At 57.0% G+C, this 20,994-nt stretch carries 19 protein-coding genes and 3 pseudogenes; 11 read left to right on the forward strand and 11 right to left on the reverse strand.

Features of this window, described 5'->3' with window-relative positions:
• Window positions 1–106: 106 nt before the first annotated feature.
• The 4 genes from AFERRID_RS00565 to AFERRID_RS00580 are packed head-to-tail and all read left to right on the forward strand — an operon-like array spanning window position 107 to window position 5,142.
• Window positions 107–1,375, forward strand: a complete 1,269-nt coding sequence (locus AFERRID_RS00565) for a paraquat-inducible protein A (protein WP_126604139.1) — start codon at window positions 107–109, stop codon at window positions 1,373–1,375.
• Window positions 1,368–3,032, forward strand: coding sequence for a PqiB family protein (locus tag AFERRID_RS00570; RefSeq protein ID WP_126604140.1), 1,665 nt, complete (start codon window positions 1,368–1,370; stop codon window positions 3,030–3,032). Before AFERRID_RS00565 ends, AFERRID_RS00570 begins: the two co-directional genes overlap by 8 nt.
• The gene (locus AFERRID_RS00575) at window positions 3,029–3,613 is read left to right on the forward strand and encodes a PqiC family protein (RefSeq protein WP_126604141.1); all 585 of its coding nucleotides are present in this window, start codon (window positions 3,029–3,031) and stop codon (window positions 3,611–3,613) included. The genes AFERRID_RS00570 and AFERRID_RS00575 overlap by 4 nt, the downstream gene beginning before the upstream one ends.
• Entirely contained in the window at window positions 3,610–5,142 is a 1,533-nt protein-coding gene (locus AFERRID_RS00580; RefSeq protein ID WP_126604142.1) for an MFS transporter, read from the forward strand. Before AFERRID_RS00575 ends, AFERRID_RS00580 begins: the two co-directional genes overlap by 4 nt.
• 129 nt (window positions 5,143–5,271) lie before the next feature.
• Here AFERRID_RS00580 and AFERRID_RS00585 read toward each other — a convergent pair whose 3' ends face one another.
• From AFERRID_RS00585 to zwf, 6 genes are all read right to left on the reverse strand, one after another.
• A complete protein-coding gene (locus AFERRID_RS00585) occupies window positions 5,272–6,129 on the reverse strand; it encodes a DUF4396 domain-containing protein (RefSeq protein WP_065974391.1) in 858 nt (285 codons plus the stop codon).
• A 215-nt stretch (window positions 6,130–6,344) separates the two neighbouring features.
• Window positions 6,345–6,590, reverse strand: a complete 246-nt coding sequence (locus AFERRID_RS00590; RefSeq protein ID WP_014028167.1) for a glutaredoxin family protein — start codon at window positions 6,588–6,590, stop codon at window positions 6,345–6,347.
• A 20-nt stretch (window positions 6,591–6,610) separates the two neighbouring features.
• A complete protein-coding gene (locus tag AFERRID_RS00595; protein ID WP_014028166.1) occupies window positions 6,611–6,817 on the reverse strand; it encodes a CopZ family metallochaperone in 207 nt (68 codons plus the stop codon).
• Window positions 6,818–6,879: 62 nt separating this feature from the next.
• A complete protein-coding gene (locus AFERRID_RS00600) occupies window positions 6,880–7,275 on the reverse strand; it encodes a DUF302 domain-containing protein (protein ID WP_065974388.1) in 396 nt (131 codons plus the stop codon).
• A gap of 27 nt (window positions 7,276–7,302) precedes the next feature.
• Window positions 7,303–9,813: a heavy metal translocating P-type ATPase gene (locus tag AFERRID_RS00605; RefSeq protein ID WP_126604143.1), complete on the reverse strand. Its 2,511-nt coding sequence runs from the start codon at window positions 9,811–9,813 to the stop codon at window positions 7,303–7,305.
• Between the two features lie 424 nt (window positions 9,814–10,237).
• Window positions 10,238–11,416, reverse strand: a complete 1,179-nt coding sequence (gene zwf, locus AFERRID_RS00610; RefSeq protein ID WP_226858269.1) for a glucose-6-phosphate dehydrogenase — start codon at window positions 11,414–11,416, stop codon at window positions 10,238–10,240.
• Between the two features lie 615 nt (window positions 11,417–12,031).
• Here zwf and AFERRID_RS00615 point away from each other — a divergent pair.
• Window positions 12,032–12,388, forward strand: coding sequence for a reverse transcriptase N-terminal domain-containing protein (locus tag AFERRID_RS00615; RefSeq protein WP_126604144.1), 357 nt, complete (start codon window positions 12,032–12,034; stop codon window positions 12,386–12,388).
• 125 nt (window positions 12,389–12,513) lie between these two features.
• Here AFERRID_RS00615 and AFERRID_RS00620 read toward each other — a convergent pair whose 3' ends face one another.
• The 3 genes and pseudogenes from AFERRID_RS00620 to AFERRID_RS00630 form a co-directional block, all read right to left on the reverse strand.
• Window positions 12,514–12,717 carry a hypothetical protein gene (locus AFERRID_RS00620; RefSeq protein ID WP_126604145.1) on the reverse strand — a complete coding sequence of 68 codons (204 nt, stop codon included), beginning with the start codon at window positions 12,715–12,717 and terminating at the stop codon, window positions 12,514–12,516.
• Window positions 12,714–13,514 carry an ExeA family protein gene (locus AFERRID_RS00625; protein ID WP_126604146.1) on the reverse strand — a complete coding sequence of 267 codons (801 nt, stop codon included), beginning with the start codon at window positions 13,512–13,514 and terminating at the stop codon, window positions 12,714–12,716. Before AFERRID_RS00625 ends, AFERRID_RS00620 begins: the two co-directional genes overlap by 4 nt.
• Window positions 13,511–14,179 (reverse strand): annotated as a pseudogene (locus tag AFERRID_RS00630) (integrase core domain-containing protein); the annotation flags it as partial. The gene AFERRID_RS00625 and the pseudogene AFERRID_RS00630, both read right to left, overlap by 4 nt.
• Window positions 14,180–14,304: 125 nt before the next feature.
• Here AFERRID_RS00630 and AFERRID_RS00635 point away from each other — a divergent pair.
• The 6 genes and pseudogenes from AFERRID_RS00635 to AFERRID_RS00660 all read left to right on the forward strand — a co-directional run bounded on the left by AFERRID_RS00635 (window position 14,305) and on the right by AFERRID_RS00660 (window position 17,649).
• Window positions 14,305–14,589: a hypothetical protein gene (locus AFERRID_RS00635; protein WP_126604148.1), complete on the forward strand. Its 285-nt coding sequence runs from the start codon at window positions 14,305–14,307 to the stop codon at window positions 14,587–14,589.
• Window positions 14,590–14,867: 278 nt separating this feature from the next.
• Window positions 14,868–15,182, forward strand: a pseudogene (locus AFERRID_RS16135) (tyrosine-type recombinase/integrase); the annotation flags it as partial.
• Between the two features lie 310 nt (window positions 15,183–15,492).
• Entirely contained in the window at window positions 15,493–15,891 is a 399-nt protein-coding gene (locus AFERRID_RS16140; protein WP_404813269.1) for a tyrosine-type recombinase/integrase, read from the forward strand.
• A gap of 89 nt (window positions 15,892–15,980) precedes the next feature.
• Window positions 15,981–16,649: pseudogene (locus AFERRID_RS00650) on the forward strand (integrase core domain-containing protein); the annotation flags it as partial.
• On the forward strand, window positions 16,646–17,446 hold the full coding sequence (locus AFERRID_RS00655; RefSeq protein ID WP_126604151.1) for an ExeA family protein: 801 nt from the start codon (window positions 16,646–16,648) through the stop codon (window positions 17,444–17,446). The pseudogene AFERRID_RS00650 and the gene AFERRID_RS00655, both read left to right, overlap by 4 nt.
• Window positions 17,443–17,649, forward strand: a complete 207-nt coding sequence (locus AFERRID_RS00660; RefSeq protein ID WP_126604152.1) for a hypothetical protein — start codon at window positions 17,443–17,445, stop codon at window positions 17,647–17,649. The genes AFERRID_RS00655 and AFERRID_RS00660 overlap by 4 nt, the downstream gene beginning before the upstream one ends.
• Before the next feature lie 941 nt (window positions 17,650–18,590).
• On the opposite strand, the gene traI is transcribed toward AFERRID_RS00660, so the two are convergent.
• Window positions 18,591–20,534: a TraI/MobA(P) family conjugative relaxase gene (gene traI / locus AFERRID_RS00665; protein ID WP_126604153.1), complete on the reverse strand. Its 1,944-nt coding sequence runs from the start codon at window positions 20,532–20,534 to the stop codon at window positions 18,591–18,593.
• A complete protein-coding gene (locus AFERRID_RS00670; protein ID WP_126604154.1) occupies window positions 20,531–20,863 on the reverse strand; it encodes a hypothetical protein in 333 nt (110 codons plus the stop codon). The genes traI and AFERRID_RS00670 overlap by 4 nt, the downstream gene beginning before the upstream one ends.
• Window positions 20,864–20,994: the final 131 nt, after the last annotated feature.

Below are 20,994 nucleotides of genomic sequence, written 5' to 3' on the forward strand. Positions count from 1 at the left end.
GGCTGATGACACGCAACCTGCCGTACTCCGCCAGCGCATAAGTGGATTACCGTCTGCCTTCGCCCATACCGCTGCCTACGCTTTCTGAAGATGGTGGATACGTACCATGACCATAGATACCGTCTTATCCGGAGTCCCGGATGTGGTCCTCGACCCACCGCATGGTGTGGAGATCTGTCCTGATTGCGGATTGGTGCAACACTTACCGCCTATTGAGAACAGAAGTCGATTGTTGTGCCCGCGCTGCGGACACATCATGGAGCGCACCGCGGGCCGCAGCCTGAATGCGGCCTTGGCCATTACCCTCTCTGCCCTGTTTCTGCTCATTCCCGCCAACTTTCTACCACTGCTGAAGGTGAACATTTTTGGGGTTCATCACCAAAGCGTCCTCGCCTCAGGCATCTGGGGCGTGGCAGAGCAGGGTTGGCCGCTGGTAGCCCTCATCCTTGGCGCAGAGTTGCTGGCCCTACCTCTTCTGCGCTTCACGACCTTGGGCATCGTGCTCCTGGAACTTTATGTGGGCCGTAATCCATACTGGCTGGGCAAGATGTTCCGCTGGTCGGAACAAATCGATCAATGGGCCATGCTGGATGTGTTTCTCATTGGTTTTGGTATTGGTTACGAGCGTGTGGCGCCGTTTCTGCCTATTGAGGTGGGTATTGGCGGCTGGTGTGTCATTGTTCTAGCCTTTCTCACCATGGTAACGCGCGCCACCCTAGAACGCCGGGAAATCTGGCGACGAATCGGCCCGACTTATGAATCGATATTTCCGGAAATCGAGCATATCGGCTGCGCCTTTTGCGGTTTACCGGCACCTACGCATCATGAAGGCAAAGACTGCCTGCGCTGCGGCACCAAAGTCTGGCGATACCAGCCCAATGCGACCATGCGTACCCTGGCTTTGACACTGGCCGGTTTTTTTTGTTATCCCTTTGCCTACATCTACCCTATGGAGTACAACTATCAATTAGGCCGTTTGCAGGGATACACCATCATGACCGGCGTCATGAAACTCGTTGACGCCCATTTTCTATTATTTGCGATTATTATTTTCTGTGCCAGCATTGTGATTCCATTTCTTAAGCTTTTCATGCTGAGTTGGTTTTTTATATCTATTCACCATCGCTCGACAAAGCTGTTACGCCTCAAAACCCATGCCTATCGTATTATCAAAGCCATCGGACGCTGGTCCCATGTGGATGTGTTTACGGTGACCGTGTTTTTACCGCTGATGCATCTCTCCGGCCTGCTGGCCGTTTATGTGGGCTACGCCTTACCGGCCTTTCTGGCGGTGGTGATACTCACCATGATCGCTACAGACGTTTTCGACCCGCGCGTGCTTTGGGCGGAATACGAGAGAATACATCATGCCTGAACTTGCTACCCCTCCTGCAAAATTACAGCGCACCCGCTGGCCGGGCCTGATCTGGGCCGTGCCGATTGCCGCCTTGGCCATTGTCGGATGGCTAGCCTTGCGCAGCTATATGGCGCAAGGCCCTTCGGTAACGGTACGCTTTAACACCATAGGTGGCATCAAACCTGATCATACCGTTGTCAAGTATCGCGGCGTGATCGTGGGTCATGTCAACGCCGTGCGACTCTCCAAATCCCTTGACGAAATATCTGTGACCATGCGTTTTGAGCCCTATATGGCTGGTCATTTAGGCAAAGGAACCCGCTATTGGATAGGCGGTGAGTCAGTAAGTTTCGCCAATCTGAGCTCCTTAAAATCCCTGATCTCCGGACCATACATCGGTATTGACCCACACCCAGGCCATACCGTCACACCTGTTGTTGGCCTGAATCAGGAACCCGTTTTGAAGAGTGAGCCTAAAGGAGTCACCGTTGTCTTAAAGGCCAAGGGACTGGGTAATATTTCTCGAGGCGCGCCTTTGTTTTACAAAGGCTATAGAATCGGTGAGATTCGCGGCGAAGCCATGCTGCCCGATGGGAGCGGATTTGACATTTACGCGTTTATTCCTGAGAAGTATCTTAAGCTTATAAACAGTCGAAGTCGCTTCTGGAGTTCCGGCGCCATTGGCGTGCGTTTGTTTGGAACCCATCCCGGGGTACATGTGCCGGCCATTCCCGCGCTGCTGAGTGGGGCTGTCACCTTGTCCACCCCGGAATCAGGGAATGCCGTGCATGATAACGAAACGTTCCCACTTTATGAAAATGCGGCCGCCGCGCGCAGTGCGCCCGACCGGTATGCCGTGCCTTACCGGCTGGTGACGACGGGTGGCCCGCAAGGCTTGATTGTTGGTGCTCTGGTCCTGCTCGAAGGTGCGCGGGTAGGCAGCGTAACCCAGGTGCATATGTACTATGATACGCTTCACCATGTCCTGCGCACGGATATACTGATTGCGCTTGACCCAAAGCGTATCCCCCTCAGCAAGGGAAGCATCTGGCGTCTCAACGATCCGCAAACCCAGATGAATAGTCTCCTGCGCCACCTGATTGCTCATGGTCTACGAGCCGAATTAAGTAGTGAAGTCCCTTTGCTTGGTCCCAAATTGATTACCCTCAATCAAATCACGGGTGCCCCTCCGGCACGATTACTCGCGGGCAACCCGCCACAAATCCCGATGGTCAGCAGCGTCGGCATTCATGACATCGTTAAGCATATCAATGCCGTGATGCAGCAAATTCATGAAATGCCCTTACCAGAAATCGCGCGAAATATTCATACGCTCACTGCCAAACTGGCGCAACTCAGCCGTTCTCCCCAAACCCGGCAGACCCTAAAGCATCTGGATCAAAGCATGACTCATTTGGATCAATTGATGCAGACTGCCAATGCGCGACTGCCGGACATTCTGAAGACACTTCATGACACCGTGCAGCAGGCGGATGAAGCGCTCCATGCCAGTAACGCCCTCTTACACAGTGGCGGCGCAGCGGCCAGCAATCCTGAGTCGACCACCCTGCCGCATACGCTCTACGAGCTTTCCCGGACGGCGCAATCCCTGCGCGCCCTGCTGGATTACCTGGACAGCCATCCCAACGCCCTCGTTTTTGGAAAAAGACCATGAACCTCAAAATGCTGCCGCTGCTGCTCGGTGCCGCCTGCGGACTCAGTGCCTGCGCCTCTGTACCCACGCAATATCTGACTTTGACGCCAGAGACCCAGGCGGCCCGAGAGGTGTCCTTCGGTACCTTGCAGGGTAAGGGACTCCCCTTGCTGGTCGCCCACGTCCAGATGCCGGCGGATCTGGATCGCCTCTATCTCACCCGCGAGCAGAGCAGGAACCGTTTTAACGTCGCTGATCACGTCCGCTGGATCGCGCCCTTGAGCGGAATGGCCCAACGGGTATTGGCCCAGGATATGGCGGCCGTCCTTCCGCACAAGACAGTGTTCATGCCGGGCGATCCCACCCCACCGGGGTCCTACCTGCTCCTGCGGGTGGTCGTTCAGCGCTTTATGCCGACGGATTCGGGACAGGTTGAGCTAAGCGCTGACTGGTTCGTACTGAATACGTCAACGCAACACATTCTTGCCCACGGACGCAGCAGTTGGCAGGTCGCCAGCAGGCAGCATCCCAGGGACCAGGCCGCCGCCATGAGCCAGTTACTGGCAAAGCTCGCCCAAACCGTTGCCGCGCATCTACGATGAGCCACAGAGCACCCCGCTACCTTCTGTACGGCCTGCTGAGGGAAAAGAAAGTAAATCTGAGCAGCCTGTTTGACGCCTTTTCCCGCCATGAAAAGATCTGGCTGACCAGCATACCCCGCCCGCGTGCCATCGCTCTGCTGGCACTGACCCAAGGACTGGCCAGCGTCAATATTGCGGCTCTGGGTGCCGTTGCCCCCTCGCTGGAACACGAGCTCGCCATCGGTAATGTGGCTTTTGGCTTACTTTCAGCGGCATCCATTTTAACTGGAGCCCTGGTCTCACTGCCGATCGGTATATTGGGTGACCAACAGGCGCGCGTTCCTTTACTGACCAAGCTCATTTATATCTGGGCGGCGGCCATAGCTATCAGTGCGATCTCACCAGACTATGCATTCCTGTTGGTTATGCAGATGGTGGCAGGGGCAGCCGGAGTGGCTGTGGGACCAGTTATTGCGTCCTTATCCGGAGATCTTTTCCCGCCATCCTGGCGCAGTCGCGCTTTTGGCCTGATTGTTGGCGGTGAACTGCTAGGTGCGGGCATTGGAATGGCCGTTGCAGGAACCATCAACGCACTGGGCAATTGGCGCGTCACTTTTTACGTCCTCGCAGCCATGGCACTTATTTTGGCCTATCTGCTTAAAAAAGGTATGCGCGAACCGACGCGCGACAACATGGGCAAGCTCGCACAGGATGTTCTTATCGACCATACACCCTCCTCTGTATCGACCCCGGTGGGTAGCGTCAAGGCAGACACCAAGCGATACCTTCTCGAAGACATCAAAGAAAAACAAATCCAGCCGGTCGCTACGCGCATTTTGCGTGAGGATCCCACATACTGGCCCTGGTTAAAATCCGCTCGCACCATTCTCTCAATTCCCAGCAACGTCATTTTTATCTCGGCCTCATCTGCTGGGTATTTTTATTTTACAGGACTCATGGCCTTTGGTGTGCTCTATCTGACCCAGCGTTTTGACCTCAATACCATGAGCGCCAGCCTGATATTTGTGGGTATCGGCCTGGGGGGCATTGGTGGCGTCATCGCGAGCGGGTGGCTTGCCGACTATCTGCTGCGACGCGGTATTATCACCGCCCGTGTCTGGGTGACCGGTATTTCTTTTTTGCTGACGATTCCTTTTTTCTTTCTGGCCCTGCAAACCAGCCATAAATGGCTGGAGATAACCTTACTTTTTTTCGGAGCCGCAGCACTGGGCGCGACAAATCCCTCTCTGGATGCGGCGCGCCTCGACATCATGCATTCGCGCCTTTGGGGACGTGCCGAAGGAATCCGTATCTCCCTGCGTTATATTCTGGAGGCCGCGGCACCTTTGGCCTTCGGTTGGGTTTCCGAATATTTCCCAGAACAGTCCTGTCATCTAGCGCAATGTCGTCATGGTTATGGCCTGCAAATCAGTTTTCAGATTTTTCTGGTACTTCTCGCCGTGGCAACCATACTATTGCTAATCGCCACCCAAACCTATCCCCGCGATGTGGCTACGACACTTTTCTCTGAGCAGCCCACCCGTTCGTGACTGCGAACGACGTTCTTTCCCGAATTTTGTTCAGGGACTTGCTTCTCCGGTTAGATCCCAAGCCTGTCGGACAGCGCGACCCAATCAATGCAGAGCAGTGGTTCGGCGATTGTTCTGAACAGATTGACACTATCTCTCAAGCATTAACGTGATGGACAATCCAAATCCGAACACTATAAAGGAAAGAACGGTCATCCCGGTGATGGCACCTTTTGAAACCTTCACCATCTCATGATCCATCGACGATCCACCGTTTTCGTGGCCAGGATCGGTGTGGTCATGACTAGCGGATGGGTGACGCAATGATTGAACTTTGTCGCCGATCCCAGTCTCGTTTTGTGGTCGTACCGTCATCATGCCGTGCTTCATGTTCCGGGAAACCAACCACCAATTCATCGGATACGCTGCGACAAAACCGACCAAAAGGGCCATAGACATGATGAACCAAAATCCCGGTGTGGAGGGGCTTTGACTTGACGGAGCACTTTTCATTGCCAGCATCATTACGGGGACCATGCCGGCCATCAGAAAATTCATCGACAGCAACTCGGAAAAGAAAGTGCTGATAAGTGCGCGCTTATATGAGCCACCAGTCATATCTCGCATGAACAATGCCTGGAAAATGGCCCATCCGAAGGCAAATCCTAAAATATACTCTAAAGCGATATCCGTGGTTTTAGAAAAATGGAGCAAACTGGCGATGACAGCACCGGTCAGAATGCCAACCCCATCCCCGGCGACGCAATGCATAGTGGAGCCCAGCACCTGCCTCCAACGTGTCGAGACATACCTCTCGTGCAACCCAGGTAGTGGTTCTCGACAACCCAATACGTACAGGAACGCGCCGAGCGGCCCTGTATACGCGGTGAGCAATACAAAGCCCCACTTGAGAACCTTGGACTCTGGTGTGGCGCGAATATCAACCGCAACAAACAGTACTGATAACGCGGTAAGGATAAACCACAAAAGCATCACGCCATTAAACATCCCCCCTCCTCCTGCGCCCATCCCCTTGAGCCACGCCCAAGTGATCGCGTTGCCGACAGATAGCACTTACATCTGGATCTGGAGCATCTCCAACCACCTTGCCCGAGTCAGAAGGCGCAATATTAAACGAGGAGAAGCATCCAGCTTGCTCTACGGTCCATCCTATGGCCGTTTGTAGCCATTCATGTGCTTTTATCCCCATGTTCAGTAAAGTTTTAGGTCCCGGCCAGCAATTCATCAAGCCGTGGCTTCTGATGGGCAAATGTTCCCCATAACGCCTCGCCAGCGATCACCGTGATTGGCGCGACCCGCACTCCGTAGCGTGATTTGGCCTCCTCAGCCACGCCGGGAGCAGTCACGTCACGTTCCTCGTATGCGACATCGTGTTCCTTGAGGTAACGGCGCACGGCGGCGCAGTCGGGGCAGCCGTGACTGGTGTAGAGCAGTACCGGATCAGACATGACGGTCGATGTGCGGGACTTCAGCCCCGCACATCCGCCTCATAGCCTTCTTCCTTGACCGCAGCGATCAGTGCGGCGGTGCTCGCCTGACCATGCACTACAGCTTCTCCTGGTATGAGAGTAACGTCCGCTTTTTCAACGCCGGGCACGCCTTCCAGCGCCTTCGTCACGGCCCGTACGCAATGCTCGCAGGTCATGCCGGTGATCTTCAGATTGATATTGCTCATGGGTTTTCTCCTGTTGGGAATGAAGTGAAAGGAATTATTCAAAGCGCTCGCATAAGCGTTATTCAACCACGCACGGCATCAGCCACACGCTGGAGTTTGTCGCGCACCTCGATGCCGAGCGTGGTAATTTGCGGCCTGTCCACCATGCCGAGTACGGCGGCAGGATCCATGAACACCACGCTCACCTTGCCATTGTCGTCTTCACGCACCACCACGTTGCAGGGCAGCAGGGCGCCGATGTCGGGCTCGGCCATCAACGCCTGATGGGCGTAGTGCGGGTTGCAAGCGCCAAGAATGATATAGGGCTGCCCCTCAATGCCCAGTTTGGCCTTGAGCGTGGCGGCCACGTCGATCGTGGTGAGCACGCCGAAGCCTTCCACCTTGAGGGCCTCGGTGACCTGCGCCACGGTGCTATCAAAATCGCCCTTGGCGGGTACGCTGAAAACGAACTGACTCATATTGATTCTCCTCGTTTGAATGATCGCTCAGGAATGAGCAGGTTCGAGTGCGGCATTCTGTACCGCGCCCGGGGTTACCGTTGGTACATAAGCCTTGAGCCGTTTAAGGCGCAGGCTGTTGCTAAGCACGAAGACGGAGGACAGCCCCATGGCTACGCCAGCCACCATCGGATTCAGATGGATGCCGATAGGCACGGCCACGCCAGCCGCAACCGGGATCAGCAGAATGTTGTAGAAAAAGGCCCAGAACAGATTGCCGCGGATATTGCTCAGTGTGCGCCGTGCCGCAGTCAGTGCCGTGACCACCTCGCCGAGCTGCCCGCGCGTGAGGGTCACATCTGCTGCTTCGATGGCGATGTCCGTGCCTGAGGCGAGTGCAATGCCGACATTAGCCTGTGCGAGCGCTGGAGCGTCATTGATACCATCGCCGACGAAGGCGACCCGTCGGCCCTGTTCCTGCAACTGGGTGACGACTTTCGCTTTATCCTGGGGCAGCACCTCAGCATGCACCTGCTCGATATGTAATTGCCTGGCAACAGACTGAGCGGTAGCCCGCGCATCACCAGTGACCATGGCCACCTGTAGCCCACGCGCGCGTAATGCCTGTACAACCGCATACGCCTCCGGTTTGATGCGATCGGCAATGGCGAGCCACCCGAGGAGCGTTGCGTCGACCGCGACGAACACCACCGTGCGCCCGTCATTCTCTATTTGTGCCGCAGCCTCGGTGTTATCCCCCAGCAGTACATTTTCACGTTCCATAAAACGTCGGGCGCCAACACGCACCATACGGCCTTCCACTTCACCTTCGATCCCATAGCCGGCAATAGAGCGGAAATTTTTGACTGTAGGCAAGTGTATGCCGCGCTCGCCGGCCGCAGTGACAATAGCCCGCCCGAGCGGATGCTCGGAAGCCGATTCCAACGCTGCAGCCAAACGCAGTGCTGTAGCGGGATCGGGGCCACCCTGATCAACGAGGGCAGGACGGCCTTCGGTCAACGTGCCGGTCTTGTCGAATAGCAGGGTGTCAACATGTGATAGCGTCTCCAGTGCCTCGCCTTTGCGAAACAGCACGCCGAGTTCCGCCGCACGTCCGGTGCCCACCATGATCGCCGCCGGTGTTGCCAATCCCATGGCACAGGGGCACGCCACCACCAGCACGGCGACTGCCGCGACCAGTGCGATGCTGACATTGCCCGTCAAGGCTATCCAGACGCCGAAGGTTGTCAACGCGATGACCAGCACGACTGGGGTGAACACCCGTACCGCACGATCGGTCAGCCCCTGAATCGGAAGTTTGCCGGTTTGTGCGCTCTCTACCAGGTGGATGATATGTGCCAGTACGGTGTCGCGCCCGACGGAAGTGGCCTCTACGACCAATCGCCCATCCTGGCAGATGGTGCCACCCACTACGGTGTCATCCATGGTCTTGGCCGAAGGCAGGGGTTCGCCGGTCAGCATAGCCTCGTCTACATGCGCGCGCCCCTCGACTACGCGTCCGTCCACTGGAATGCGTTCACCGGGGCGCACCACGATGCGCTCGCCAGTGCGCAGTCGCGATACCGGCACCTCTTGCTCGATACCGTTCGCATCGAGCCTATGCGCAGTCTTTGCCTGCAAACCGGCCAACTTGCGAATGGCCGATGAGGTGCGGCCCTTGGCCAACCCCTCCAGGTACTTGCCAGCGAGTACGGCTGCGATAACGACTGCGGCTGAATCGAAATACACATGTCGTGCATCGAGTGGAAACCATGCGGGCGCCACCAACACCAACACGCTGTAAGCCCAGGCCGCGCCCGTGCCGGTAGCCACCAGGGAGTTCATGTCTGGCGACAGGTGGCGGTAGGCGATCAGGCCTGGCCTGAAAAACCGCCGACCGGGCACGAACAAAACGATACTGGCAAGCACAAACTGCACCCACTCCCAGAAATGCGCAAAGGGACTCGCGACCATCAGCGCGTGATCAAAGGCTGGGACGAATGAGGCGCCCATGGACAGCACCAGAATCGCCATGGCCAGCACCGCAGCTACGATGACATCACGGCCCATGGCGCGCAAACTCACACGGCGCTGGTCTGCCTCGTTGACATCCTGCTCCCCATCTTCCTGAACAGGATGCGCGGCGTAACCCGCCGCGCTTACGGCGCTGGCCAATTCGTCCGTACTGATCATCGCCGGGATGTAGCGCACACGCGCACGCTCAGTAGCCAGGTTAACCACAGCCTCCAGCACTCCGGATTGCTGTCTGAGTGCACGCTCTACGCGGCCCACACAGGAAGCGCAGGTCATGCCCTCCACCACAAGATCAATCTCATCGGTCACCGGTGTGTAGCCGGTCTCGCGGATCGCCTCGGCGATGCGGGCGGCATCGAGCTGTTGTGGGTCGAAAAACACCTCGGCGCGCTCGGTCGCCAAGTTCACGCTGGCCGAGGTGACGCCGGGCAGTTTGCCCAGCGCCCGTTCCACCCGCGCGCTACAAGAGGCGCAGGTCATCCCGTCTATGCCAATCTCAAGGTGTCCACGGATTTTGTCATCCATGAATACACCTCCTCGTGGTGATACCCGCTGTGTATAGTGGATCACGTCTTACAGATAGCTCCTGTAAAAACTACATATAGCCCACCACCAGTTCATGATAACCATTAAGACCCACTGCAATGTCAAGAGTGATTTTATTGTGCTGAGATCGCGCATTCTCTCACTGACTGACCGGATAACGCATAGTGGGGTGGGGGACTGCTAACAAGATGAACACCCTCAGCATTGCTTAAGTCTGGCTGATAAGCCAATCGAGGACGGCCCTCTGCCCTTGATTACTTGGCCCACAGGCGTCGTGTTTCTGAATGATTCATGGATACCCTAATGCTTGAGTTGTGCCAGTTGAGCGGGATTTGCCTGATACATCACCCTACCCTATTCTCCACATCCGAAAAACCGCGACATAACGCCGCCGATTTGCCGCTTACGCTACAACAGACCTCGGGTTGTGCCAGATTCCGTCTGCCGCAATCAGCGCGTCAGCCTGTTTCGGTCCCCAGCTGCCCGGCTTATAGGAGTGCGCCGGGTGGTGCGTTTCAAGGACCGGATTGACTACCGCCCAGGCAGCCTCCACCGCATCCTCACGGGTGAAGAGCGCGCCATCGCCGGCCATGGCATCACCCAGCAGTCGTTCGTAGGGTGTTTCTTCGTTCGGCTGTTCATCCAGCAGGGAGAGCTCGCGTTGGTCGCCGACGAACTCTTTGCCAGCACGCTTGACGCGCACGGCGAGGGCGACGGCAGCGTTGGGAGAGAGCCGGAAGCGCAGATAATTGGCGCGCCCATCCGCCGGTGCAGAATCGTCGAACAGTCTTTGCGGTGGCGGTTTTAGTTCTACCAGAACCTCAGCCGCTGTTGCTGCCAGGCATTTACCGGAACGCAGGTACCACGGCACCCCTTGCCAGCGCCAGGAGTCGATGAACAGCCGCAAGGCGCAGAATGTCTCGACGTCCGAGTCCTTCGCCACGCCCGGCTCTTTGCGGTAGCCGGTGTACTGACCGCGCACTACGTCATCCTGTTGAAGCGGGCGCATGGCCTGGAATACCTTGGCTTTTTCACTATGCACTGCCCCAAATCCCTGATAGGCAGGTGGCTCCATGGCCAGCAGTGCGACGATCTGGAATAAATGATTCTGGATGACGTCGCGCAGACAACCGGCGCTTTCGTAAAAGGTACCGCGACCCTTGACACCGAAACCCTCGGCCAGAGTGATCTGCACACTGGCCACGTGGTTACGGTTCCAGATTGGCTCCAGAAATGAATTGGCGAAACGGAAATAGAGGATATTCATGATCGCCTCTTTTCCGAGATAGTGGTCGATCCGGAAAATAGAATCTTCTGGAAACACCGATTGCGCGATACGGTTAAGTTCCCGCGCGGAGGCCAGATCGCGTCCGAACGGCTTTTCGACGATGACGCGCGCCTGATCGGCCAAACCAGAAGAACCCAGCCCTTTGATCACCTTCGCGAACAGTGCAGGGGGAATGGCAAGGTAATGAGCAGGACGCTGTGCATCGCCCAGTGTCTGTTTCAGGGCTTTGAACGTCACCAGGTCGTTGTAATCGCCACCCACATATTTAAGCAGGGAAAGCAGGTGGTGCGACATGAAGTCGCATAAGTAGTTGTATTAATTAGACTGTTCTCCCTTGAAAGAGAACCTGGTGTTCGTCCACCAGTGCCCACCGGCACATGCGACCAAGGGGTAACCCTATCGTGTGAAGCTGTCGGAGAAGTACCCGCGGGAAACCGTAGGCCGAGCCGCGAGGTGAAGCTCACACTGCCAGTCCAAGGCGGTAAGGGGCGAGGGCAAGGACGGTATGGTCAACGCAAGTGAACTGCTGATAAACGTCGTTATTCCCAACAAGCCAAAAGGACTGAGTATGGGAACGAGGCTTGAACCAAAAGGTAAGGTGAGTTGGTGATGAAGGGTCATTTGTCCTCATCCGACGATAAACACTCCCCGGCGAATAGGTAGGACCCAACCCGTCCGTATGTCACTTATGCGGAACATGGTAATCCCGTAGCCCCGCCCAGAATATCGGGCAAAGCCGACCGCAAGGAAGGCTCATGAGGATGCGGGTATAGGATGGGGGAAAACGCGAACGCCGTTCTGTAATGGAACGGATACGGGGTGCAACATTCCTCGACGCGAAAGCGGGCAGACTTCCCCTTGGTCTCTCATCACGAGAACTTTTAGAACCTCTCAAGGAGGGAATGGCAAATGAACGCAAGAACATCGGCGTGTGCGCCCTCTCACGGCGTGGACTGGCACGGTACCAATTGGTCCCAGGCCACGAAACAAGTGCGGAGGCTGCAAGCGCGTATCGTGAAGGCAACGCAGGAAGGCCGATGGGGCAAGGTGAATTCCTTGCAACACCTGCTGACCCACTCGTATAGCGGCAAGGTATTAGCCGTGCAGCGGGTGACTTCCAATCAAGGCAAAAACACGCCTGGGGTGGACGGGGCAACCTGGTCCTCTCCGGCAGACAAAGCGCAGGCCGTGTTGTCACTTCGGCGGCGGGGATATCAACCCCAACCGCTCAAACGGGTGTACATCCCCTGTTACGTCCCGCAATAAATTAGGTGCCTTGTCCCGAGCTATTTGAGGTCGAAACGACGGGGTTATCCCACGGTCTTTCGGCAAGAACACGCACCCGGAGAAGCGCGGGACAGCGATGGCTATCCCGCGCGGGATGGTTACCGTCAGAAGGGCTCTTTCTGCGCTTGAGGGGGACAGTGCCGGTAATGGCTTATTTGTCGCCCATAACGGCTTTCAATCAGGCTGGACAATGCCGTGACGAACTGACTCAGGGCTGCCGCCGCTTCATCGGAGAGATTCTGCGGGAACAGTAGCGCCCAGTCCTCCAGCAGCGCCTCTGCCTCATCCATTTCTTCATAGGCTTTCATCGCAACGCCTCGATAGCCGCCTGCAGCAGATCATCCGGCAGATGGTTGAGTCCCTTGGGTACGGCCAGGCGCAGAGCAGTATGGAGGATGTTGCCAGCCTGTCGGGGAAATCCTTTGGACGCCTGCCGGAGAAGCTCCAGTCCGGAGTCGGATAACATCGTGTGCTGGCTTCCGGCGGACTTCAGGGCATGGGTGATGAGGGCAGTAAAACGTTCCCGTTCAAGGACGGGTGCCAGGCGGATGCGTACCTGGATACGGCTGGCCAGGGCGGCATAGGGCACCCGGTCCAGAGTTTGGGCCAGATGAGGATGTCCCGCCAGCCAGACGGTGAGCATGCTCCGGGAATCGAAGGCGAAGTTCAGGAAGGCCGGGAAGTCCCGGAAGAATTCCGGCGGCAGGTTCTGCGCCTCGTCGATGACCCAGACGGGGAGGACCTGCTTGTGGTCCATCAGGTCATGGATATGCTCCTTGATGTCCTTCCAGAGCTGGGCGCGGCGGTAACTGGGTTCGACCCCCAGACTCCGGGCCAGCCCGCGGTAGATGTCGATCCGTCCGAAGTCCGTATCCGCCTGGTAGATCACCAGATAACGGTGCGGATTCAACGACGCGGTGAGACTGCGCAGGGCCGTGGTCTTGCCCACCCCGGGCTCACCGATCAGCAAGCCCACTCCAGGAGACTGCAGAAGCCACTGGAAGCGCTCCCGCAAAGGCGCCAGGGCACCATCATCCCAGAGTTCCGCCGTATCCTTGTCCAGAGGCAGGCGGGTAAAGCCGAAGTGCTGGAGGACCTGGCTCATTGCTCATCCTCCCCGTAATACTTCTTATGGGCGATTTCCACGAGGCTGGTCGAATCGGCAGGCTCTTCCACGACCGTATCGGCTGCACCCGGCTGATGGCGCTTGCGGTGGGCATTGGCTTCCCGGTCCAGGGGCGTGGCCCGGCCCAGATCTTCTCCTGCGGCGCTTTCTACAGACACCACCCGGCCGGCATGGGCGTCGACCACGAGAGTGACGGTCTTGCCTACCAGCGCATAGGGGACTTCGAAGAACTGACCCAGATAAGAGACGGTCCCATCCTTGCGCACCCGACGGGCCTCGCGGTGATAAAACAGCGCATCGAGGTGGGCCGCCTGGGTGCCGAGGCTGCGGATCCGGGGCAGATCCTGCTGGTAGCGGAACAAGGGCGTCAGCCCCTCCAGCCCCCCATGGGGCCGCTGGTGGTAGACCTGCTCCAGCCAGGCCCAGAGCCGCGCATTGAGATCGTCCAGATCGCGGATCCGGCGCGTGTCCAGTTCGGTCAGAAACTGATCGCGGAAGGTCCGGTGCCAGCGCTCGATCTTCCCTTTGGATTCTGGGGTATAAGGGCGACAGTAGATCAGTGATATCCCCAACCGGGCACAAATCCCTTGCAGGGAGCCCGAGCGATAGGCGGCCCCGTTATCCACCACCAGTTTATAGGGTAATCAGCAGGACCAAATAATGTTAAGGAATGCCTGGAATACCAAGGGCCGTCTTAATTTGGTCAGAATTTCCTGCACATAATTTTGGAGGTGTCATCCTTGACTTCCGTCAACCAAGGAGGCACATCATGTCATCTGATCAATCATGTAATGAATCGTTACTTTTACTATTCGACGTCCACCTGAGAACCGAAGGCTATGCGCAAAAGAACAGCCGCGTATACATTGCTCAAGCGCGACGCTTTCTTGAGTACCTTGCAAAGCACAACATCGCCGTCGCCGATACGGAACTGACGGACGTTTCGCGATATTTGCGCAATGAACGGCAGCGCTATCGTCGCAATCATGGGCATCTACCGAAATCAGGCTATATAGCCTGGGAAGCGCACAGGCTAGTAGTCTACACACGCTGATGCGAGTCATCCGTGGTCAGTGGCCACCAACTGCTGTTCCGTCAACACCGACCGAAGTATTCCAACAACAGATTTGCCAAGGGTACGCGCAGTGTCTGATCACTGACCGCGGACTGGCTATGGAGACCATTGCTGGCCGTCGTAATGAAGGAGAGCGATTCCTAAGATGGCTTGGTGAGCGTGGCGGTTCAGTCAGAATGCTGGACCTTACCTGTGAGCTTGTCGATGCGTATGTGACCTTCCGTGCATCGACATTGAGTCGGCGAAGCAGGAAATTGATGGCCTGCCAGCTACGCTCCTTCCTGTGTTATCTATATTCGAACGGGCGAATCACGCGCGACCTTGCACGGCTTGTCATTGCGCCGAAGCTGTACGCGTTGGAGACCATTCCTTCAGCATTCCGCGATGAAGAAGTGCGCGCCATTATCGAAGCGGCACGCCAGGATCGCTCTCCCAAAGGATTGCGCGACTACGCCATTCTCCTTTTACTCGATACCTACGGCCTGCGAGATTTGGAAGTTGTGCGTCTGCAACTTGAGGATGTGGATTGGCGTACGGACAGGCTGTATATCCGACGATCTAAGACCGGCAGCGAATCAATCCTGCCGTTGCTAAGCACCGTGGGAGAAGCAATCTTGGCTTACTTACGCAATGGCCGTCCCAAGACATCCGGGCGCGAAATATTCATTCGCACACTTGCACCCTATCATCGTCTATCTTCGCTCTACCAGATGATCCAGGGCCGTCTCGCGCAGGCCAACATTCGTCCAGCAGGCAAACATGGTGCCCATGCATTTCGTCACGCCAGAGCAATAAGCTTGCTTCGCGCCAATGTTTCTCTAAAGCAGATCGGAGATATTTTGGTCCACCATACTCTGCCCACTTTGGCCCGAGACCGTCGAATTGCTCAAGGCATTACTCAAGCGCCAACCACGAGCCAATACGGAACCGATTTTTACCAATCGATATGGCGAGCCGCTGGGCGCGTCGGGCTTCCGTTACAAGCTTGCCCAATACGTCGCTGCTGCCACCAAGCAAACTCCTTCACTCAACAGTAAAAAGGTTACACCACATCGTTTTCGGCACGCGATGGCTGTCCATTTGATCGCCGCTGGGGTTGACGTGACTGTGATTCGTAGCTGGCTCGGGCATGCGAGCTTGGATACGACCAATCATTATGCTCAAGCGAACATGGAAACCAAGCGGAAAGCACTTGAAGCAGTCGATACCATCGTTCGACAAGAGAAATCACCAAGTTGGAGGAAAAATGCCGACATATTGACTTGGCTCGATTCACTTTGAGGCATCGAAATAATCACGAGGAAATCCTGGTCCCAATAATGCTACGCTTGGGCGTCCCGGGTTTCCTTAACATTATTTGGTCCTGCTGATTACCCTATAAACTGGTGGTGGATAACGGGGCCGCCTATCGCTCGGGCTCCCTGCAAGGGATTTGTGCCCGGTTGGGGATATCACTGATCTACTGTCGCCCTTATACCCCAGAATCCAAAGGGAAGATCGAGCGCTGGCACCGGACCTTCCGCGATCAGTTTCTGACCGAACTGGACACGCGCCGGATCCGCGATCTGGACGATCTCAATGCGCGGCTCTGGGCCTGGCTGGAGCAGGTCTACCACCAGCGGCCCCATGGGGGGCTGGAGGGGCTGACGCCCTTGTTCCGCTACCAGCAGGATCTGCCCCGGATCCGCAGCCTCGGCACCCAGGCGGCCCACCTCGATGCGCTGTTTTATCACCGCGAGGCCCGTCGGGTGCGCAAGGATGGGACCGTCTCTTATCTGGGTCAGTTCTTCGAAGTCCCCTATGCGCTGGTAGGCAAGACCGTCACTCTCGTGGTCGACGCCCATGCCGGCCGGGTGGTGTCTGTAGAAAGCGCCGCAGGAGAAGATCTGGGCCGGGCCACGCCCCTGGACCGGGAAGCCAATGTCCACCGCAAGCGCCATCAGCCGGGTGCAGCCGATACGGCCGTGGAAGAGCCTGCCGATTCGACCAGCCTCGTGGAAATCGCCCATAAGAAGTATTACGGGGAGGATGAGCAATGAGCCAGGTCCTCCAGCACTTCGGCTTTACCCGCCTGCCTCTGGACAAGGATACGGCGGAACTCTGGGATGATGGTGCCCTGGCGCCTTTGCGGGAGCGCTTCCAGTGGCTTCTGCAGTCTCCTGGAGTGGGCTTGCTGATCGGTGAGCCCGGGGTGGGCAAGACCACGGCCCTGCGCAGTCTCACCGCGTCGTTGAATCCGCACCGTTATCTGGTGATCTACCAGGCGGATACGGACTTCGGACGGATCGACATCTACCGCGGGCTGGCCCGGAGTCTGGGGGTCGAACCCAGTTACCGCCGCGCCCAGCTCTGGAAGGACATCAAGGAGCATATCCATGACCTGATGGACCACAAACAGGTCCTCCCAGTCTGGATCATCGACGAGGCGCAGAACCTGCCGCCGGAATTCTTTCGGGACTTCCCGGCCTTCCTGAACTTCGCCTTCGATTCCCGGAGCATGCTCACCGTCTGGCTGGCGGGACATCCTCATCTGGCCCAAACCCTGGACCGGGTGCCCTATGCCGCCCTGGCCAGCCGTATCCAGGTACGCATCCGCCTGGCACCCGTCCTTGAACGGGAACGTTTTACTGCCCTCATCACCCATGCCCTGAAGTCCGCCGGATGCCAGCACACGTTGTTATCCGACTCTGGACTGGAACTCCTCCGACAAGCGTCCAAAGGATTTCCCCGACAGGCTGGCAACATTCTCCATACCGCTCTGCGCCTGGCCGTACCCAAGGGACTCAACCATCTGCCGGATGATCTGCTGCAGGCGGCTATCGAGGCGTTGCGATGAAAGCCTATGAAGAAATGGATGAGGCAGAGGCGCTGCTGGAGGACTGGGCGCTACTGTTCCCGCAGAATCTCTCCGATGAAGCGGCGGCAGCCCTGAGTCAGTTCGTCACGGCATTGTCCAGCCTGATTGAAAGCCGTTATGGGCGACAAATAAGCCACTACCGGCACCACCCTCCCCCTCAAGCGCAGAAAGAGCCCTTCTGACGGTAACCATCCCGCGCGGGATAGCCATCGCTGTCCCGCGCTTCTCCGGGTGCGTGTTCTTGCCGAAAGACCGTGGGATAACCCCGTCGTTTCGACCTCAAATAGCTCGGGACAAGGCACCTAATTTATTGCGGGACGTAACAGCTACCCCAGTGATGACAGCCTTCCCCGTATATGTGGCGGGTCGGCTTCCGCATTACGCTTTTCGAGGCCTGCTCAGTGTTCACTCACGTTGCAACCTGCATACTTACCAAGCCACTTTTCATGGCCCTCTACACCGGAGGCTTCAGCCGCTTCGTTACCTCCACGACTGCCCCGATTGCTACCGGCTGGAGCGACAGTTACCGGGCGGGATTCACACCCGCTGAAAGACCGTTCCTTTGCACGGCGCACACATAAGCAGCGTTATGTATACCTCGCGATTATGTATAGCGGTACAGCTGAGAGCCTTGCTGCGACGGGGTTGTAAGGACGAACCTTGCTCGCGAGCTCTACATAATAAACGCTGTTTTGGAGACTTCAGCAAGATGACTGCCTACCGGCGGTGCCGAATATTGCTGTCAGGCTTCCGGAACAGAAGGAGTGCTAGGATTCACAGGCAACCACCTTCCCGAGCAGTAAGTTAATGGTGATCCAAAGATCTCCGATCAGCATCGTGGCCATGGATCAGACCGGCAGTTGGGGTGTTGATCTGTGGCGCATGTGGAGCCCTGTCGTGGTGACTACACACCGAATCGACCAATTTTATGTATAGCATCTCGATACCGCTCCTACCAAATGGCCAGCATTGACAGGGCTTACAGCCAGCTCGACATGCGCACTATACATAATCACATAGTATACATAACGCTGCATACCGACCATTGGTGATGCCCGCCAGCATGAGAGCTCGGATGAACCGCACACAGAAGCCGTGGGTCGTCGGAGTCTCTTGTTTTCACTTAATGCCCAAAATCGTCCCGGCTATGACGCGGCTGTCTACGAACAGTCTCCCTGGCCTTTTGCTGTGACGATTCATGCTGTTTTTGCGCGTGCAGGGGTTTAGCCCCATCAGGTAAAACTCGTGATATATCCTGCTGTGGCACCCGCTTTTGCTGGAGCTTCGGCTGCGTTGCTAGGCGCGCTTCCTGCCATACCCGTTGCAGATCTTTGTCCCGGACCGGAAGACCCAGCCGCGCGGCTTGCCGTGCGGCCTGCCCACGGAAGGCAGCGCTGCCCGTAATGTCCACTGCACCATATTTCTGCGCGGCGATACGCAGGGCGGCTTCCACCGACGCCGCTGCACGGTCGTGCATTTCAATCCTTGGGCCGGTATCCGTGAACAACTTTGCACCCTGGTCATTCCGGTAATGGATCAGTTGGCGGCGATGGTCTATCTCGTGGTGTAGCTCGGACAGAATAGGCTTGAGCTCTTCCAGCTCTTCGCCCTCAATACCGTTTTTCTCCTGGCTGGCCTTGCGGCCTTCCCGGTAGCGGATCCCGCGCAAGGCTGCCAGAGCCGCCTCATCGCCCATGGCAGCCTGCTGTTCCAGCCAATCCCGCCATACCATCGTGTGTGGTAGGGCGTGGCGCTCTTTCAGGTGCTTTTTCTGTAGCGCCTCTTTTGCGCGAGCGGCTTCATAGGCCCAGAGAGACTTGCCCATGGCCGCCGACGTGCCCTTGGCTGCTTCCTTGGCCATGAATGCCTGCTTGTGAGCTTTGGTGCTGACCTGCAAAGCATCGCGCTCCGATTTCTGCCGCCACATCAGCGACTGCCGGATATCCCGGCGGGTGTCCTTGACATGCTGCTGATCCGCCTTGTAGCGATCGTGCAGGCCTTCACGTTCGACCTGTCGCTCCGCGCGGCGCTTTATGCGCTGACCTTTTTTATCGTCATACGGCGCAGGGCCATCGGACTGCATGCCAGTCTGGTGGGCGTGCAGGAACTTCTCGTAGGTTGTGGCGGAGCCAAGAAGAAGAGAAGGGGCTGGGGTGAATGCTCCTAGGTGCTGTTCCAGCTTCATCTTCGTAAAGCCCCGGTCGAGCTTGGAGACCTGGCAGGCCAACACCCGCCCACTTTCCAAGGTCGTGGATACCACCATGCCCGATCCTCTGGGCTGGATCACCATGCCGTGACCGGCCAGAGCGGTATGTACGTCCTGCCAGGTGGCCCAAGGATTACTCAGAACATTACGAAGCGCCCGCGCCGGCGTGCCCTGTGCCCACTCCTGAAAGCTCGGTGCGCCCTGACTACGCTCAGCAGCCTTGGCCGCCTGGGTCATGGCTGGACCGTGCTCATCACCACTTTTCAGCAACCCCTTCTCCAAACGCTCCTTGCGGGACATCCGGACGATCTGGGGTCCGCCCTTGCCGTCCAAGGTAATGAACGGGCCATTGTCTCGCGCAAAGCCGTGTTTGATTTCCAGTTCCCGCATGGCCTTGTCAATGATCAGATAGTCTCTGCGCGGAGGCCCCATCACGACGCCCTTTTCGGGATGCACGCGATTGACGGCGATATGCACATGATCATCGTCGGTATCCCGGTGAATAGCCCAGACAACCTGGCACTCGTCCATGCCAAGGGCTTTCAAGGTGTGCCGGACACAATCTTTGATTTGGCCCGGCTTCGGGATGTCTTCCGGGCGCCAGGACAGGACCATGTGATATACCGGGTCACCTTTGAACTTGGCTTTGCGATGCGCCTTGTCAGCGATGCCATCCATCTGCGCGATAATCGCGTCTGGTTCGTCCAGATTGCCCGGCATATTCATGACACCCATTTCAGTGTCAGGTACTTCGCGACCCTTACCATCGACTTCGCGGATAATATAATTGACCACATCCCCGAACTGACTCTTGCTGCCGGTCTTAGCTGCTGTGCGGCTTTTACCGACTTTGCCAATCATGGCATATCCATTAACTGCTCTTGCTGATGAATTACCGCTTCCAGGCGATAGGCGTTACCCAATGCAAACTTGAACAGGGCCTTTAATTCTTGCCTGGGCAGTGGGGTGTATAGATTCATGTCATAAGCGGCTTTGAGTAGATTGCCAATCCGTCGCTGCTCAAGCAAAAGGTCATGCGCCTTGTTCATAGGGTCTACGGCAGTCAGGACGAGATGTTTTATCACTTGGGCTCGCGACAGATCCGCCGCAAGGCAAAGACTATCCAGCGCCGCGAATTCACGGGTCGTCATGCGCACTGCAAAGACTGTCGTGGGTTCTGGGTTTGCCATGGCACAACCTCCAGATAGGGATTCCTGTCTGGTAATGGCCATCGGCAACCTGTTTGTGCTGCCATCATAAACAAGGCATGCACTGGTCCGTAGCCAGCTTGGTAGCGATCAGAAAGAACAAGGCGCCGGAC

It is taken from the genome of Acidithiobacillus ferridurans (assembly GCF_003966655.1).
In the GTDB taxonomy this organism is placed as follows: domain Bacteria; phylum Pseudomonadota; class Gammaproteobacteria; order Acidithiobacillales; family Acidithiobacillaceae; genus Acidithiobacillus; species Acidithiobacillus ferridurans.